Raw genomic sequence first — 15530 nt, 5'->3', positions numbered from 1 at the left:
CTCCCCCGCCCGGGATGCCGCGGCCGAGGGGCGCAGGACCAAGGCCGTCGTCACAGCTCCCGCGTCTCCAGCCGCCGCACCGCCAACACGAGGAAGGCCGCGATGCACGCCAGCGTGACTGCGAGAGGACGGCCGTAGTCCGCGAAGGCGCGCGGCTGCTCGAGGTCCGCGAGGAACGTCGACAGCTCGGAGGGCAGCCAGGGAGCGATGGCGCCGACCAGACCCAGGAGCGGCAACGAGAGCAGTAGCCCGACCGCCAGGATGGCCGTCTGCAGGAAGCTGCGCCCCAGGCCGGCCGCAAACGCTACGGTCGCGACCACGAAGACCTGGAAGACGCAGCCCATGGCGATCGCCGCCAGCGTCTTCCCCGCAGGCAGCGACCCCAGGAGCACCTCCGTCTCGTACCAGGCCGCGAAGCCGCCGCCAGCGAAGGCAAGTGCCGCGACCGCCGCGTTCACGGCGAAGCGCGGCAGCACGAGGTCTCTCGCGGACCGCACGCGCGAGCGCAGGAAGACGGCAAGCTCCGGCCGCCCGTCGAGCGCCAGCGCCGCGCTCGAGACCAGCACTACGGTGAGCGTACCCAACTGCTGCACGTTGCCCACGAACTGGCGCATGGACTCGAAGGCCGTCGGCTCCGGCAGGATGATCTGCACCTCGGAAGGACCCAGGCTGGTCAGCAGGTCCTCCGCGTAGCGCACGCTGAGGGGCGAAACGAAGCCGAAGAAGACGAGCACGCCGGCGAGCGACAGCCAGCGCCGCGTGCGGACCAGGCGCAGCCATTCCAGCCGCCACAAGGTCATCGCATCAGCTCCAGGAACACGTCCTCGAGGTCCGGAGCTTCGGGCGCAAGGCTTACTACGCGGGCGCCCGCCCCGGCCAGCGCGGCCACCAGGCGGCTCTCGGCTTCCGCCAATGAGCGCACGCGCACCCGCAGGTCGCTGCCCTGCTCCTCGACCCCGGTGACCCACTCCTCTCGCCGCAGTCGTGCCGCCACCGCGGTGGCGTCGCCCCGCACGCGCACGACGTAGCCGGGCACGGCGCTGCCGACCAGCAGATCCTCGAGCGGCCCCTGGTACAGGAGCCGACCCTCGCGCAGCACCCCGACGGTGTCGCTCACCTGCTGGACGTCCGAGAGGATGTGGCTCGAGAAAAGCACCGTCCCGCGCGACCCAATGCGCTTCACCAGGTCGAGCACCTCGCGCCGTCCGCCCGGGTCGAGCGCCGAACAGGGTTCGTCCAGCAGCAGCACCTCGGGGTCGCCGACGACCGTCGCCGCCAGCCCGAGGCGCTGCAGCATCCCGCGCGAGAACCCGCCTACGCGGCGGTCGATGGCGTCCGACAGCCCGCTTTCCGCCAGCACCTCTTCGACCCGCGCTGCCGGTATGTCCGGCGCCGTGAGGTTACGGGCGAGGTCGACTACCTCGCGCGCCGTCAGCCACGGCTCGAATTGCGGCGTGTCTGGCAGTACGGCGATGCGCGACCGGTCGGTGCCGAGGCGGATCTCGCCAGCGGTCGGCCTCCGCAGCCCCGCGAGCAGGGCGAGGAGCGTCGTCTTGCCGGAGCCGTTGGGACCTACGAGCCCGTAAACGCCGCCGCGCGGCACCGCCAGGTCGACCCCGTCGAGAGCGGGGCGTCCGTCATAGACCTTGGTCAGGCCGCGCGTCTCGATGATCACGTGTGCTCGCGGCCTGCGGCGAGGTACGCCAACTGGGCCAGCACGCCGCCAAGCAAGAGCACGACCGCCCAGGCCCACTTCGGCAGGTAGCGCACGTTCGACTTCGTCAGGTCGTACAGGCAGTAGACCTGCAGCGCCAGGAGCAGGACCAGTATTGGCGCCAGCGCGGCGACCGTGCCCGTGTCCATTGCGCCTCCAGCATAGGGCGTCTCATGTTCAGGATCGGGCCCGGAGGGCGCAAGTTGAGTGCTCTGAGTGGGCCGACTCCAAGGGCGCGAGGTTATTGGTGCGGATGACGAGGCGCTGAGCGACTCTTGGCCCATCTGGAGCGCCATCCAGCCCTTGTCAGGAGCGGGCCGCCGGCGCCACCGTGGAAGTAGTGACGGGCTTAGCGGCCCGCGTGATAATTTTGGCCCCGTGAGGAGCACAAAATGGCGACCGACCTGATCACCCACGCCGACCTCAGGGACCTCCTGCGGTCTCGGGGCCCGCACAGGGTCTCGATCTACCTGCCGACCAGGAAGGCCGGGCCGGCAACGCGAGAAAACCCGATCCGCCTCAAGAACCTCCTGCGCCTCGCCGAAGAGCAGCTAGTCGCCTCCGGCATGCGCCCGACTTCCGCCAAGGATCTGTTGCGCCCGGGCTACGAGATCGAAGAAGTGCAGGAGTTCCGCGCTGACCTCGGCAACGGGTTGGCGTTGTTCTTCGACGACCACGGCATGAGGCGCTACCGCCTGCCAGTGGAAACGCCGGAGCTGGCCGTGGTCTCCGACCGCTTCGATGTCAAGCCGCTGCTCTCGCTCCTGCTCGAAGACGCCGCCTACTACTTGCTCGCCCTGAGCATGAACGAGACGAGGGCCTTCCGGGGGCACCGTTTCGACATCCATGAGCTGGCGATCGAGGGCATGCCGCGCAGCATCGAAGAGGCGCTGTGGCCAGACGATCTGGAGAAGCAAACGCAGTTCCGTACGGCGATTACCGCCGTCTCGGGCCGGGGCGACGCTGTCTTTTACAGCAGCGGCGACCCAGCGGCGGACCGCCTCAAGGAAGACATCGCGCGCTACTTCAAGATGGTCGACGACGCCGTCGTCAAGGCCATTCAGGACGGCCGGGCGCCCCTCGTGCTGGCTTCGGTGGAGTATCTCCAGTCCATCTACCGAAACGTGAGTAGTCACAAGCGCATCCTCGAGGACGGCATCAAGGGAAATCCGGACCGGATGAGCCCCGAGCGCCTGGCGGAGGAGGCCTGGCCGCTGGTGCGGGAATACTACGAGGCCGAACGCGAAGCGGAGGCCGAGCGCTTCGGCAATCTCACAGGCACCGGCAGGACCTCCACCTCCGTGGCGGAGATCGTCGAAGCCGCCGCCAAGGGGCGCGTCGAGACGCTATGGGTCGCCTCGGGGGAGGAGAGGTGGGGGCGCCTGCTGCCCGGCGGCCGGGCCGAAGAGCACGATGTGCAGCAGCCCGGGGACGACGACCTGCTGGACATCGCGGCGGTAGAGACGCTGGCCAATGGCGGCACCGCGTACGTGGTTGAGCGCGAGCGCGTGCCCGGCCGGGGCCAGGTAGCGGCGATCTTTCGCTACTGAGGCCAGCCTGGCGAGGGAGTTTCGTCCGCCTGTAAAGTCTGCCGGGCTGAGTCCCTGGGCCGGGGATACTGCGCATGCGACGCGCGCGGCGTAACCGGCAGTACGCCGGTATGATGAAAGGTGGGTAACGCTCCGGCAATGACGCGCAGCCTCCTCAACTACGGCCGCTCCTTTGGCGTCGGGTCCGCGTTCGCGGTGGGGTGGACGCCCTGCATCGGGCCGATCCTCGGCGCGATCTTCACGCTGGCGGCCTCTTCGGCGACCGTGGGCCAGGGGGCGCTGCTGCTGGCGTTCTGGTCGTTGGGCCTGGGGCTGCCGTTCCTCATCGCCGGGCTGGCGCTAGGGTGGGTGATGTCGGGGATCCGCAGGTTGCGGCCGGTGATGCCCGCCTTGGAAGTCGCGGGCGGCGCCCTTGTCATCGTCGTGGGGGTGCTCATCTTCCTGGACCGCTTCACCATCTTCAACCAGTACCTCGGCCTCTTCTCGAACACGGTCACAGGCGCCGAAGAAGGGTTGGACGGCGCCGACGTCGCCGGACCGCTGGGCTTCGCCGTGGCCTTCGGCGCCGGGGTCATCGCTTTCCTTTCGCCCTGCTGTCTGCCATTGGTGCCGGCTTACATCGCCCACCTGGCGGGGGTCACCGTGGAAGGCAGCGACTTCCATGTCGACCGCGGACGGACGGCCCGCCACGCCCTGGCCTTCGTGCTCGGCTTCTCCACCGTCTTCGTCATCCTGGGTGCTTCGGTCGGGGCCATCGGGTACGTCGTGCGGGACAACCTGGCGACGATCGAAAAGGTCGCGGGGGTCCTGCTGATCGTCATGGGCCTGAACCTGATGGGGGTCATCCGCATCCCCTGGCTCTACCGGACCTACCAGGTCGACTTCGGTTCGAAGGAGCCATCGCCAACTGTCGCGCCCGAGGCGACCACCTGAGGCGAGCCCCGCGGCTCTGGCGTAACCTGCGGCGTCTGATAAGCTTGTGACCGTGCCGGAGCTCACCTGTTACGCTTGCGAGCGCGAGCCAGCGGCTCAGTGTCCGCGCTGCGGCCGGCCTTACTGCGAAGAGCACGGCGAGGACTTCTGTAACGTCTGCCTCGATCCCTCGAGCGGCGTGCCTTCAGTCAATCTGTACCGGGGCTCCCTCCTGGCCCTCGTCGTCGGCGCCGGACTGGCCATATGGCTCATACTCCAGCCCGGCGGCGACAACGCCGTCTCCGCACTGCGGCCCCTGGAGGCCACGCGCACGCCCGCGCCCGCGGGCGCGCTCACGACGCCTCCACCCGGAAGCGGGACCCAGGCGGCGGCCACTCCCCAGGTGACGGCAGCCCCCGGGACACCCCGCCCGACGACGCCTGCAGGCGCGGCAAGCCCGACGCCCGCGACCTCTCCCGGAGCGAACGCTGGCGTCTACGTCGTGCAATCGGGAGACACGCTGTCCGCGATCTGTGAGACGCGGATACGGCGGCCAGCGGGGATGTCTGTTCCGGACTGCGTCGACCAGATCAAGTCCCTGAACGGGCTCACGTCCGATGTGATCAGCATCGGACAGCAACTGCGCGTGCCGCAATGAGCTACTCGTCGGAGAAGTTCTCCTTCGAAGAGGACGCTGCGCGACCTCGATCGAGCAAGCGCGTCAAGCGCATTCTCTTCCTCCAGGCGCTCATCTTTACGCCCCTGGCGTTCGTCATGGCCGCGGGCGTGATCTATGCGTCGCTGAAGGTCGCGTCCGGCGAGACGGGCTACATCGTCATGCTGACTATTACCGGCATCCTCTTCCTGGTGTTTACCTACCAGTCGCTGCACTACCTGCGCGACATGCGGACCGAACCGATCGTGAGCGAGGGCGAGGTCAGCAAGAAGTGGTCCAAGGGCAACCTGTTCTTCTTCTTCATGCCCGGCTACTACATCGCCGTGAAGGGCCAGATCTACACGATCACACGAGACCAGTACCGCGGCCTCCTCGAGGACGATCTGGTGCGCATCAGCCACTACCCGCACAGTCTCACGGTGGAGCGCGTCGAACGGTACGATGAGGCCAAGAAGGAGTACGTGCCGGCTGAGCCCGATGGACTCGGATACTAAGGACGCCTCTCTCGTACCAGTAACAGGCGGCCGGGCCGAATACACCACCCGGATCCGCGAGATGCCCTCTTCCGAGCGGCCTCGAGAGCGCCTGCGGGACCAAGGGCCCCAGGCGCTTTCCAACGCCGAGCTCCTGGCCATCATTCTGCGGACGGGCTCGGCCAAGCAGAGCGTCCTCAGCCTGGCGGCTTCGCTGCTCGCACGTCACAAGGGCCTGGCGGGCCTGGCCCGCCTCACCTTCAGCGACCTCGTGCGCGAACATGGCCTGGGTGCGGCGAAGGCCGCGGAGCTCGTGGCCACGTTCACGCTCGCCCAGCGCATCAAGGCGGTCGAGCCGGAAGAGCGGCCCCTAGTGCGCTCCCCGGCGGACGTGAACCTGCTCCTTGGGGACGAAATGCGCTTCATGGACCAGGAGCGGCTGCGCGTCCTCCTCGTCAACCTGCGCAACCAGGTGACGAGTATCGCCGAGGTGTACCGCGGCAGCGTCACCCTGACCCAGGTGCGAATCGCGGAACTGTTCCGCGAGGCGGTGCGCCAGAACGCCCCGTCGATCATCCTCGTGCACAACCACCCCTCGGGTGACCCATCGCCTTCGGCGGACGACGTCACGCTGACGAAGATTGCGGTCGGCGCCGGCGAAGTGCTGCAGATCGAAGTGCTGGACCATGTGATCATCGGCGACAGACGCTGGGTCTCGATGAAGCAGATGGGCCTGGGCTTTGCCTCCTGACATCCGCCTGATCGCGCTCGACCTCGACGGGACGCTCCTGAGCCCGGAGAACCGCGTCTCGGACGAGGACGCAGCGGCCGTGCGTGAGGCCGTGGCCGCGGGTGCGCAGGTAGTGCTGGCGACGGCGCGCTGGCACGCCGCCGCCGGGCGCACGGCAGCACTGCTCGGGCTGGACGGCTTCATCATCAGCCACAACGGCGCACTGGTGCGGAGCCGTGATGACGGCGAGGAGCTGTTTCATCATCGCATCGAGCAGGCCCTAGCCAGTGAGATAGCGGAGTTCCTCGACGCCGCCTCGGGCGACGCTTACGTCACCGTCAACGACTCGACATACGTCCGCTCGCAGCGGCTCGGCAACCCGCGCATGCCCGCTGGCATCGAGCTCACGGCCTCGCTGAGGCCCCACGTCACCGCGCCGGCGACGGCGTTTCTGGTCTTCGGCAGGGATGCCGTGCGTAGCACCGTGGAGCGCTTCTCCGGTTATCACGGCAGCGCCCTGAACCTGGCGGAGGGCTTCAGCGACTCCTTCCCCGGCTACCTCAACATCGTCCACGCGCTCGCCGACAAGGGCGCGGCGCTGCGCGCCGTCTGCGAGCACCAGTCCATTTCGCCGCTTCAGGCAATGGCCATCGGCGACGCGGCGCCGGACATTCCGATGCTGAAGTCGGCCGGCATCGGCGTGGCAATGGGGAACGCGCCGGAAGCAGTGAAGGCGGCAGCGGACGCGATCGCCCCCTCGAATAGCGAGTCGGGCGTGGCCTGGGCGATCAGGCGGTACGTGCTCGGCCGTCCCTGACGGCCGACCGCAGCGACCTGGGTATGACCAGCTTCAGCGCGGTCCGCGTCTCCGAGAACGAGACGACCTTGGTGTCGATGAGTCCGGCGGCCCGAGCGGCGGCCATCACTTGCGTGTCCTTCAGAGTTGCGGCCCTGCCTTTCCGGGACACCACCCAGACCGCTCCCGCGTCCTTGATCCGATGGCGCAGCGCCGGCAGGCGCGCGAGGTCTGAGACGCCGTCCGCCGCAAGGAAGACGGCGTCCAGCCCGGAGTCCGCCGCGTCAGAGACCCAGACACCCGACCGTTCCAGGAGCGCCTGAAACCCGGGTTCCTCCAGGCCTACGAGGGCCACCCGCATGCCCGCCTCCAAACCCAGCTTCTCGACGAGGCCACGGGGGTTGCGAATTCGATCGGCCCACCTGGCGGCATCCTGGCCGATTTCGAAGCACGCGCATCCGTCCGGCCACGTGACGGTGAGCATGCCCTCCTCCACGCGCAGGTCGTGGATGTCGGCGAAAGGGATGCGCAGCCGGAAGGGGCCGCGAAAGAGGACCTCTGCCGTCTCGAGCAGCGCCCTGCCCTCGCCGGCGGCCTCGCCGGACGGCGAGATGAAGGTGACGCGGGCGGTGCGCTCGAGGCCCACGCCGGCCCCTTAGACGAGGACAGCCTGTCTGGCGGCGCCGGCCATCACCGTGGAGGCCTCGTGGTCCAGAAGCCAGCGCTTCACCGGCAGGCCGCCGCCGAAGCCGTGCAGACTGCGGTCCGAGCCTACGACCCGGTGGCAGGGGACGACGATGGCGACGTGGTTGGCGCCGCAAGCGGCGCCGGCTGCGCGGTAGGCGCCCGGCGCTCCTGCCTCCTCAGCCAGCCGCTTGTAGCTGATGGACTCTGCGTAAGGGATGGCGGCGATCGCCTGCCAGACGCGCTTCTGGAAGGAGGTGCCTTCGATGTCGAGGGGCAGGTCGAACTCCTTGCGGGTGCCCTCGAAGTACTCCCTCAGCTGGCCCGCTGCCCTCGCCAGGACCTCCGCGGCCGCGGGATGGACTGCGCCATCCTCGAAAGCCTGCGCCGTCGGGAACTTGCGTCCCGTGCCGAAGGCAAGGCGGCGCAGCCCGACCGCCGAGGCTTCCAGGTAGAGCGGGCCAATGGGCGAGTCGAGCACGGTACGGGCGTTCATGTGCGGCGCTCCTGGGGGAATAGTGCCCCTAGATTAGCACAAACGGTCGAATTAGTCGCCTGCCGTCAACTCGCGCTGGGGCCGCCAGCCAGGCGTTCCAGCGCCTCGGCCGTCACGCGCCGGTAGACCTCCGCGAGCGGCAGTCCCGATGCCTCGGCCAGCCTGCGACAGGCTTCGTATTCGGGCGCCACGCGGGGCGGCTCGCCCGGGAGGCGCTTCACCTTCACGGCCGCTGGCCCGAGGCTCGACTCGAACTCCAGCGGCTCGCGTTCCGCCTCGTAGCGGCGGACCTCCTGGCTGCGGAGGCCCAGTGTCGTCGTCTCCGCCAGGATGATCCGTATCACTTCGGACTCGAGGGCCTCGCTGCAGAGCACGGAAAGGAGCACGCCCGGGCGGTTCTTCTTCATCTGGATGGCGGTGAACCAGACGTCGGCGGCGCCGGCGGCGAACAGGCGCTCCTGCACGTAGCCGAATAGCTCCGGCGTCATGTCGTCGATGTTCGTCTCCACCAGCCGCATCGTGCGGGGGGCCGCCTCGGCGTCACCCAACCACAGGCGGAGGACGTTGGGGCGGCCGGCGGGGTCCCGTCCGCCGGCGCCGTAGCCCACGGCGCGGAGGCGCATCGCCGGCCTCTCGAAGCGGCCGAGGACGCTGAGGATCGCGGCGCCAGTCGGCGTCACCAGCTCGCCAGCCGGCCCTTCACCGGCAGACAGCGGCGCCCCGGCCGCCGCGAGCAGCTCCAGCGTGGCGGGCGCCGGCACAGGGAAGGCGCCGTGGCTGGCGCGCGCCTCGCCGTGCCCGAGCGGCAGGGCCGAGACGTACACGGCCTCGACCCCGAGGAGACGGAGGCCAGCCACCGCGCCGACTACGTCGACCATCGCATCGACGGCCCCGACTTCATGCAGTTCGACCTCCTCCACAGGAGTGCCGTGCACCTTCGCCTCGGCCTCGCCTAGGGCGCGAAAGATGCGCGCGGCAGACTCGCGGTCGGCCTGCGGCAGCGTCGATGCGCTGATCATGCCCAGGACCTCGGCCAGTGAGCGGTGGCGCGGTCGTTCGCGGACCTCGACGTCAACCTTCGTAGCCGCGAAACCGGCGCGCTGCACCCGGCTGGCGGTCAACCGATAGGCCTCCGCCGGCAAGGGCAGCTTCGCTACTTCGTCACACAGGTCCGAGAAAGGCAGTCCGGCATCGACGAGCGCGCCGAGGACCATGTCGCCGCTGGCGCCGGAAAAGCAGTCGAAGTAGGCGATTCGGGGCAAGCGGTCAGTCCGGCCTGGCTCGGTGGGCGATCGCGTTGATGGCGCCGGCGAGGTAACCAGCGCCGAAGCCGTTATCGATGTTGACCACGGACACGCCGGCGGCGCAGCTGTTCAGCATCGCCAGAAGCGGGGCCAGGCCGCCGAAGCTGGCGCCGTAGCCAATGGACGTGGGGACCGCGATCACCGGCGCCGCTACGAGTCCCGCCACGACGCTGGGCAACGCTCCTTCCATGCCGGCTACGACGACGATTGCGTTCGCTTCGCGCATCTGGGGCAGGTGGTCGAAGAGGCGGTGGATGCCGGCGACGCCCACGTCGCTGGTGATGGCCACGGCGTTACCCATCATGCGGGCCGTGATTGCAGCTTCCTCAGCGACGGGCAGGTCCGACGTACCGGCGCACAGGACCATCACACCCGGCACGAGCGGCGGCGGCGAGCGGTCGACCGTCGCCGCGCGGGCGACCGGATGGTACTCGGCGTCGGGCACGGCAGCCCTGAGGGCTGCGAAGCCCTCCGGCCCCAGGCGCGTCACCAGTAGCCTCCCGGAGCGGGCCACGAGGCGCTCGCTGATCGCGGCGACCTGCTCCGGCGTCTTACCCAGGCCAAGCACGACTTCCGGCAAGAGGTCGCGCAGGGCCCTGTGATGGTCGACTTTGGCAAAGCCGAGGTCCTCGTACGGCAGGTGCCGCAGTTCGTCGAGGGCGGATTCGACGCTGACGGCGCCGCGGGACACGGCGTCCAGGAGGGAGCGAAGCTTGTCGTTGACGGGAGCGCCTCCGTATCGGGCGGGGCGGGCGTGGGTCCGGCCTCGATTATAGCAACGCCAGCACCTCGGACATGCCGGAAGGGCTCAGCGCCCCACGTTGGCTTCGAACCAGGCGAATCGCTCCGGCGAGCGCGAGGCGAGGTCTGACGGCGCGAGAAAGTACAGGGCGAAGGAGTTCGCGAAGTCCTCCAGCGGGTCGTGGTTGGAAACCCGGGACCACACCTGCGCGCCCTCGTAGGCGAACTGCACCTGCATGTGGTCGCGGGCCGCGCTTATCTGCTCCGGCGTGCTCAGGATGCGCCAGCCGGCGGCGGCCATGAAGCTCCGCATCTCCTCGTCCAGAAGGACCAGGGCGTAGCGTCCCGCGGCTATTCGCCGGAGGTTGTAGGCATGCCCCAATTCGTGGAGGATCGTCTGCACACTCTGGCCCGGGAAGAGCACAAGCTCGTTACGGCCGTCGTTGGTGGAGAAGTAGTTCGCCGGGCCGTTGTAGGGCTGCTTGCCGGAGAGCGAACGGCCGGAGCGGTTCACGAGGATGTTCACGGGCCCCAGGGAGCGATTGCCGAGTTGGGCCCGGATGCGCGCGGGCAGCGCGGCCAGCGCGGCATCGACGTTCCGGTAGCTCGCCTCGTCCCACTCCTGGCCCTCGGCCACGAAGACGAAGCCCCCGGCCTCCCAGCGGGCGCCGGCAGCGGCGGCCGGTTGGGGCGCAAGCGGGGCTGGAGCAGCCTGGGACGAGGCGGCGGACGTCTGCGCGGTTGCCGCCGCCTGGCGCGAAGGGGCCGAAGCGGCCCCGATAGCCGCGGGCGGCGCTTCCGCCGGCGCCGTCGTCGAAGAGGCGTCTTCGACGTGAGCCGCGCTCTCGTCGGGCTCGGAGACGACGGAAGAGACTTCGGCGGTCGGGCGGCTGTCAGTCGAAGGGCGCGAGATGCCGTGAGCCCGGAGTCCGGCGGAGGCTGCGACGAGGAGTGCGGTCAGGGCGAGAGCGGCCGCCGCCAGGCGCGGCAGCGCCGCTGCCTTGTCCGCCCTTGGCAGGCGTAGGGGATAGGTGGCGTGGTCCGGCATCCTTGCCGCCTTCGTCGCGGTCCGGCCGGGCGAGGCTCTGCCTGCCCGGTGGGAGCATCCTGCTTCTACCCCATAGAACGCGCGGCGCGCGGCGGTGTTTCGTCGCGGGGCGCTCCTTGTATGCCTCTCCCTGGCGCCCGTACGATGGTCGGGTGATCCCTGTTGGCGACTTCCTGCGGCGGCGTTCCACGCCCTACGTCAACTGGACAATCATCGCCATCAACTTCGCCGTGTTCGCCTGGATGAGCCTGACGTACACGACGAGCGCGCAGCTAACCGACTTCTATTACGACTGGGGCTTCGTCTCGGCCTGCCTGGCGGAGCAGTTCGGCTTCGACTCCGGCGTGCCAGCGCGCCAACTCGCCGGCATCTGCCCGCAGGGACAGCGCGAACTGCTGCAGCCGTTCACGGCGATGTTCATCCACGCTGACTGGACGAACGGCGGTTGGTTGCACATCGCCGGCAACATGCTCTTTCTCTGGATCTTTGGTGACAACGTCGAAGACCGAGTCGGTCACGGCCGTTACCTCGTGTTCTACATCCTCTGCGGTCTTGCCGCGGCGGCAACCCAGACTGCCTTCACGGTCGACGCCGTCGAGCCGGCGATCGGCGCCTCGGGAGCGGTGGCGGGGGTGCAGGGGGCCTACCTGGTGATGTTCCCTACGGCCGTCATCCAGGTAGTGATCCTGCCTTTCTTCTTCTATCCGTTCTTCATGCCCGCAGTCTTCCTGATCGGCGTGTGGTTCCTGACACAGCTCGTTTACGGGATAGGGGAATTGGGACGGGAAGTCCCGGGCGCAGGGATAGCGTGGTGGGCGCACATCGGCGGCTTCCTGGCGGGCGCCGTGCTGGTGCTCTTCTTCAGGCAGCCGCCGCGCCGTCGTTACGCCCGGGAGCAGTTCATGGCCCGGCTGGATACCTGATGCGATAGAGCAGGTAGGGGTCTGGCCGGATGTTCCGGCCGGGATAGGTCTTCACGAGCTCGAACCGATCCGGGTGCTGTCCCGGGTAGACGTGCAGGAACTCGAAGTCCCAGCTCGGAAAGACGAGCAGGTAGTCGGGCCGGGCGACGTTCAGGTACAGCGCCACCCGTCGCTCTTCGTGATAGGGCACGACATCGGGGTTCACGAGGCCCACCAGGTCCAGGACCTTGAAGTCCGCGAAGTAACCGACAGCGCCGATGTCGTGCGTCGCCAGGGTCTCGTGCGGCTTGACGATCGTGTTCAGGTCGCGGGCCATGCTCTCGAGGTCGACCAGCGTCTCGAAGGAGGCGTCCCGGTAGAGGATGCGCCAGGTCTGGAAGTGCTCCCAGAGCGGCACAACCAGAACCAGGATGGCCGCCAGCGCTATCGCCTTCACGGCCAGCCCGCGACGGAGCGCCTCGCCGGCCAGGTAAGCCACACCGCCACCGGCCATCACGGCGAGGAGCGGCAGCACAGGGTGTTGGTAGCGGTAGAAATAGTGCGAGAGGCCGCCAGGGAACATGAGCGCATAGAAAGCAATGAGCGGCACCCAGAAGAGCGCGAGCACCATCGCCTCCCGGCGCCGGGGCGCGGCGAGCGCGATGAGCAGCGTCGGAAACAGCGGGCCCCAGAAGAGGCCCATGAAGTCGCCCGTGAGCTGCAGCTTCCGGCTGAGTGCGAGCGTGTTGTCGCGGAAGAACGCGAGCTTCGCCGTGCCCGTGCCGGGGGTCAGCTCCCCCGTCACGGCGAGGGCAAACAGCGACAGCAGCGCCAGTACGGCGACTCCCGGCAGAGTCAACGCCGCAGCGTCGCGCGCTAGTCGCCTTATGTCCAAAGGGCCCTCGCCGCGGTCCAGCCAGAGGTAGACGGCCGCCGCGGGCAGGAGAAAGGCCCCTTCAGGCCGCGCCAGGACCGCGAGGGCAATGATGCCGCCGGCCAGCCAGCGGCCCCGGGTGGAGCGCAAGGTGAGGACGGCGGCGAGTGCCGCCGCCACGAGGCCCATGAACAGCGATGTCTCCATGCCGTTGCCGGCGTCGAAGGCAGCGTAGTTCGTGAGTGCAATGACTATCGAGGCCGCGGCCGCCGCGAGCAGCGAGCGAAAGACGGCCCAACCGAGCCAGTAGACGGCCAGCGCCAGCGCGGCGTGACAGGCTACGCCGAAATAGATCGAGGCCTCGAATGGGTCCACGCCCAGCCGGATGAGGGCGGCCAGGGAAGCGACGTGCAGGATACTCGTGGCGCCCGTAGACCAGGTCTCGCCGTCGAAGGTGAGCTTTCCGTGCTCGGCCAGGTTGCGGGCGAAGTGCAGGCTGATGTAGCTATCGTCGAAGACGGGCCGGAGGATGCCCGGCGAGCGCACGTAGTAGAGCGCGGCAATCAGGGCAAGGATGGCCGCTCCTGCCGCCGGCAGCGCGAAAGCCAGCCAGGGCCGCGCCTGGAGCCGGAGCCGCGCCGTCTCGAGGGCGGGAATAGCCGCCAGGGCCGCCGGACGTCCTTGCTCGGCCATGCCGTTCGATTCTAGTCGATGGTCGGCTGCGGGATGTTAGACCGCCGGTCAGCGCTCGAAGCGCCAGATTTCCACATAGCCGTAGGAGCGGGCCTCCGCGCCTTCTATCCGGCGCAAGAGCCGGCCGTGCGACGCCCTGTAGGACTCCAGGTCCGCCCTGTCGCGGGGAGTCAGGTGCTTGTCCAACTCCTCCTGTCCCAGACGCGTGAGGACGAGGTACTCGACTCCCACCTCCTCCAGGAACCTGTCGATCGTCGTGCGATAGGGGCCGGCATTGGGTGACGTCAGGTAGAAAAACATGAAGTAGCTGCGGTAATCGGTATGGCGCAGGCCCCACCACAGGGAGGTGCTGCCGACAACGCGGGCCCCGGCCGGCACCGTCTCGTGGATGGTCGCGGCGAGGCGCGAGTACTCCGTCTCGCGGCCGGCGGCACGGAAGCCGCTCAGCCGCGCCGCCGCGCCTTCTGCGAAGAAGCCGAGGAGGCACAGGGCAGTGGCCCCGGCGAGCGCGAAGCGGACGCCACTCCCCTTCGGCGCCCGCATCAGCCACACGGCGGCGCCGGCGATGCCGGTGCAGAGCAACGGCACCACGGCGATCCAGTAGATGTAGAGCTTCGCCGCCTCGAAGAGGGCGTACTGAGCACACAGGCCTGCGAGCGCGAGGAAGAGCAGAAGGTCCGGGCGGCTGCGCTGCCGGAAGGCGCGCCAGCCGCTGAAGGCCAGCGCCAGTGGCAGGCCGGCGAGCACAGCCAGCTTTGCGGAGGGCCGGCGTACGGCCATCTCCCTGACGTCCAGGAGGCGTGGCTCCGTCGTGCGGGGGTCTTCGCCCTTCGGGACTTCCTTGAAGCCAAGAGGGCGGAGGAAGCGGTTGGGCTCATCAAGCAGGCTCTCTACGTAAAACCCGGGGTCGGTGAGGTCGTCCCGCCGGTCGACGGTACCGGCCTGGCCGCGGAAGTCATCGAGGTGTGCGGCCGCGTAGACCCCGTAGGGCAGGCAGACGATTGCCGCAGTGCCCGCCAGCACGGCGACGAGCTTCCGGCGGTCGCGCTGAGGCAAGGACTGGAGCGCGAGAAAGCTCACGGCAACAGGCAGCGCAAAGGCGCCGTAGAACTGCAACAGCGTCGCCAGGCCGAGGAGGGCGCCCGCCCCGGCCGCCCGGGCGAGCGAGGGGCCGCCCAGGAGGAGGAGGAAGGCGCCCAGCATGAAGGGCACGGGCGCAAGGTCGTAGCGAATCGAGGCGGCCAGTTCCTGCAGGGGCAGGCCGGTGTCGAAGCCCATGTTCAGGCGGAGAAATAGGAGCAAGCCGAGGGTCAGCAGCGCCACGGCGACACCGTAGAGGCGGCGCGCGAGCAGGTAGGTCAGCAGCAGCGTCGCCAGCCCGTAGCCAACGCCAACCAGCCGGGCCTGCACGACGCCCGCCCCGAAGAGCTTGAAAGAGGCCGCGACAGCGAAGTGGTGCGCAGGCATGTTGAAGAAGTAGTGCCTCTCTGCGTTGTAGAAGCCCCGGAACATGTCGGAGCCGAAGATGCCTTCGCGCGCGAGCTTGTAGGACGCGGACATCACCCAGGCCTCGTCGTCCGTCAGGGTCGGGTGGTTCGCCAGGTTCGGCACCACGGAGGCGAGAAAGACCGCGACCGCCGCCGCCAGGGCCGCGGCCTCGAGGAGGACGGTGCGGCCGGCGGCGAGCGCCCGGAGACGGGAGGAGGCAGAGAGCGGCAGCGCTTCGCCGTAAGGCAGACTCACAGCCGGATTCTAGGCGGGGCCCGCGCGACTGGGCCAGCGAAGCCTGCCCGCGGCGGTAATGCGCCAGGAGATTGTATCCACTCCAGGGGCCGATGTCGGTTGATACGTTGTCGAGGAGGAAGGGCGGAGGGGCATGGATGCCTTGGTGGAGGTTGGGCAGTTGGTTACTGAGGGCCTCGAAGGGCGTGATGTAA

17 protein-coding genes are annotated in these 15530 nt (G+C 68.8%); 7 read left to right on the top strand and 10 right to left on the bottom strand.

What is annotated here, in order from left to right; translation table 11 throughout:
* Positions 1-50: 50 nt before the first annotated feature.
* The 3 genes from VNN10_00910 to VNN10_00900 are packed head-to-tail and all read right to left on the bottom strand — an operon-like array spanning position 51 to position 1863.
* The gene (locus VNN10_00910; GenBank protein ID HXH20556.1) at positions 51-800 is read right to left on the bottom strand and encodes a hypothetical protein; all 750 of its coding nucleotides are present in this window, start codon (positions 798-800) and stop codon (positions 51-53) included.
* Positions 797-1675: an ABC transporter ATP-binding protein gene (locus tag VNN10_00905; GenBank protein HXH20555.1), complete on the bottom strand. Its 879-nt coding sequence runs from the start codon at positions 1673-1675 to the stop codon at positions 797-799. Before VNN10_00905 ends, VNN10_00910 begins: the two co-directional genes overlap by 4 nt.
* Positions 1672-1863 (bottom strand): PLD nuclease N-terminal domain-containing protein, encoded by a 192-nt coding sequence (locus VNN10_00900; GenBank protein HXH20554.1) that lies wholly within the window; start codon positions 1861-1863, stop codon positions 1672-1674. The genes VNN10_00905 and VNN10_00900 overlap by 4 nt, the downstream gene beginning before the upstream one ends.
* Positions 1864-2106: 243 nt before the next feature.
* Here VNN10_00900 and VNN10_00895 point away from each other — a divergent pair, with 243 nt between their 5' ends.
* The 6 genes from VNN10_00895 (at position 2107) to VNN10_00870 (ending at position 6872) form a co-directional block, all read left to right on the top strand.
* Complete coding sequence (locus tag VNN10_00895; protein HXH20553.1) at positions 2107-3264, top strand: hypothetical protein; 1158 nt, start codon at positions 2107-2109, stop codon at positions 3262-3264.
* Between the two features lie 138 nt (positions 3265-3402).
* Complete coding sequence (locus VNN10_00890) at positions 3403-4197, top strand: cytochrome c biogenesis protein CcdA (protein ID HXH20552.1); 795 nt, start codon at positions 3403-3405, stop codon at positions 4195-4197.
* A gap of 52 nt (positions 4198-4249) precedes the next feature.
* Positions 4250-4834, top strand: a complete 585-nt coding sequence (locus VNN10_00885) for a LysM peptidoglycan-binding domain-containing protein (GenBank protein HXH20551.1) — start codon at positions 4250-4252, stop codon at positions 4832-4834.
* Entirely contained in the window at positions 4831-5346 is a 516-nt protein-coding gene (locus tag VNN10_00880) for a hypothetical protein (GenBank protein ID HXH20550.1), read from the top strand. The genes VNN10_00885 and VNN10_00880 overlap by 4 nt, the downstream gene beginning before the upstream one ends.
* Positions 5330-6076 (top strand): DNA repair protein RadC, encoded by a 747-nt coding sequence (gene radC / locus VNN10_00875; GenBank protein HXH20549.1) that lies wholly within the window; start codon positions 5330-5332, stop codon positions 6074-6076. The genes VNN10_00880 and radC overlap by 17 nt, the downstream gene beginning before the upstream one ends.
* Positions 6066-6872, top strand: a complete 807-nt coding sequence (locus VNN10_00870) for a Cof-type HAD-IIB family hydrolase (GenBank protein HXH20548.1) — start codon at positions 6066-6068, stop codon at positions 6870-6872. The genes radC and VNN10_00870 overlap by 11 nt, the downstream gene beginning before the upstream one ends.
* On the opposite strand, the gene VNN10_00865 is transcribed toward VNN10_00870, so the two are convergent.
* From VNN10_00865 to VNN10_00845, 5 genes are all read right to left on the bottom strand, one after another.
* Entirely contained in the window at positions 6844-7497 is a 654-nt protein-coding gene (locus tag VNN10_00865) for a DUF3052 family protein (protein ID HXH20547.1), read from the bottom strand. The two genes, VNN10_00870 and VNN10_00865, sit on opposite strands and share 29 nt — an antisense overlap.
* A gap of 9 nt (positions 7498-7506) precedes the next feature.
* A complete protein-coding gene (locus VNN10_00860) occupies positions 7507-8031 on the bottom strand; it encodes a methylated-DNA--[protein]-cysteine S-methyltransferase (GenBank protein HXH20546.1) in 525 nt (174 codons plus the stop codon).
* A gap of 65 nt (positions 8032-8096) precedes the next feature.
* The gene (gene larC / locus VNN10_00855) at positions 8097-9293 is read right to left on the bottom strand and encodes a nickel pincer cofactor biosynthesis protein LarC (GenBank protein ID HXH20545.1); all 1197 of its coding nucleotides are present in this window, start codon (positions 9291-9293) and stop codon (positions 8097-8099) included.
* Between the two features lie 4 nt (positions 9294-9297).
* On the bottom strand, positions 9298-10026 hold the full coding sequence (gene larB / locus VNN10_00850) for a nickel pincer cofactor biosynthesis protein LarB (GenBank protein ID HXH20544.1): 729 nt from the start codon (positions 10024-10026) through the stop codon (positions 9298-9300).
* A gap of 117 nt (positions 10027-10143) precedes the next feature.
* Positions 10144-11124 (bottom strand): hypothetical protein, encoded by a 981-nt coding sequence (locus VNN10_00845; protein ID HXH20543.1) that lies wholly within the window; start codon positions 11122-11124, stop codon positions 10144-10146.
* Between the two features lie 152 nt (positions 11125-11276).
* Here VNN10_00845 and VNN10_00840 point away from each other — a divergent pair, with 152 nt between their 5' ends.
* Positions 11277-12047 carry a rhomboid family intramembrane serine protease gene (locus VNN10_00840; protein HXH20542.1) on the top strand — a complete coding sequence of 257 codons (771 nt, stop codon included), beginning with the start codon at positions 11277-11279 and terminating at the stop codon, positions 12045-12047.
* On the opposite strand, the gene VNN10_00835 is transcribed toward VNN10_00840, so the two are convergent.
* Together VNN10_00835 and VNN10_00830 are read right to left on the bottom strand one after the other, a co-directional pair.
* Positions 12025-13593 carry a hypothetical protein gene (locus tag VNN10_00835; GenBank protein HXH20541.1) on the bottom strand — a complete coding sequence of 523 codons (1569 nt, stop codon included), beginning with the start codon at positions 13591-13593 and terminating at the stop codon, positions 12025-12027. The genes VNN10_00840 and VNN10_00835 overlap by 23 nt on opposite strands.
* A gap of 48 nt (positions 13594-13641) precedes the next feature.
* Positions 13642-15336, bottom strand: coding sequence for a hypothetical protein (locus VNN10_00830; GenBank protein HXH20540.1), 1695 nt, complete (start codon positions 15334-15336; stop codon positions 13642-13644).
* Positions 15337-15530: the final 194 nt, after the last annotated feature.

The sequence above is a fragment of the Dehalococcoidia bacterium genome (genome assembly GCA_035574915.1).
GTDB lineage: Bacteria > Chloroflexota > Dehalococcoidia > DSTF01 > WHTK01 > DATLYJ01.
This window is presented reverse-complemented; position numbering and strand designations above follow the sequence as displayed.

Bases quoted from the DNA above. Each gene is read 5' to 3' on its own strand.
- VNN10_00880 (HXH20550.1), top strand. From the start codon at position 4,831: ATGAGCTACTCGTCGGAGAAGTTCTCCTTCGAAGAGGACGCTGCGCGA.
- VNN10_00835 (HXH20541.1), bottom strand. From the start codon at position 13,593: ATGGCCGAGCAAGGACGTCCGGCGGCCCTGGCGGCTATTCCCGCCCTC.
- VNN10_00845 (HXH20543.1), bottom strand. From the start codon at position 11,124: ATGCCGGACCACGCCACCTATCCCCTACGCCTGCCAAGGGCGGACAAG.
- VNN10_00895 (HXH20553.1), top strand. From the start codon at position 2,107: ATGGCGACCGACCTGATCACCCACGCCGACCTCAGGGACCTCCTGCGG.
- VNN10_00910 (HXH20556.1), bottom strand. From the start codon at position 800: ATGACCTTGTGGCGGCTGGAATGGCTGCGCCTGGTCCGCACGCGGCGC.
- VNN10_00890 (HXH20552.1), top strand. From the start codon at position 3,403: ATGACGCGCAGCCTCCTCAACTACGGCCGCTCCTTTGGCGTCGGGTCC.
- VNN10_00860 (HXH20546.1), bottom strand. From the start codon at position 8,031: ATGAACGCCCGTACCGTGCTCGACTCGCCCATTGGCCCGCTCTACCTG.
- VNN10_00900 (HXH20554.1), bottom strand. From the start codon at position 1,863: ATGGACACGGGCACGGTCGCCGCGCTGGCGCCAATACTGGTCCTGCTC.
- radC (HXH20549.1), top strand. From the start codon at position 5,330: ATGGACTCGGATACTAAGGACGCCTCTCTCGTACCAGTAACAGGCGGC.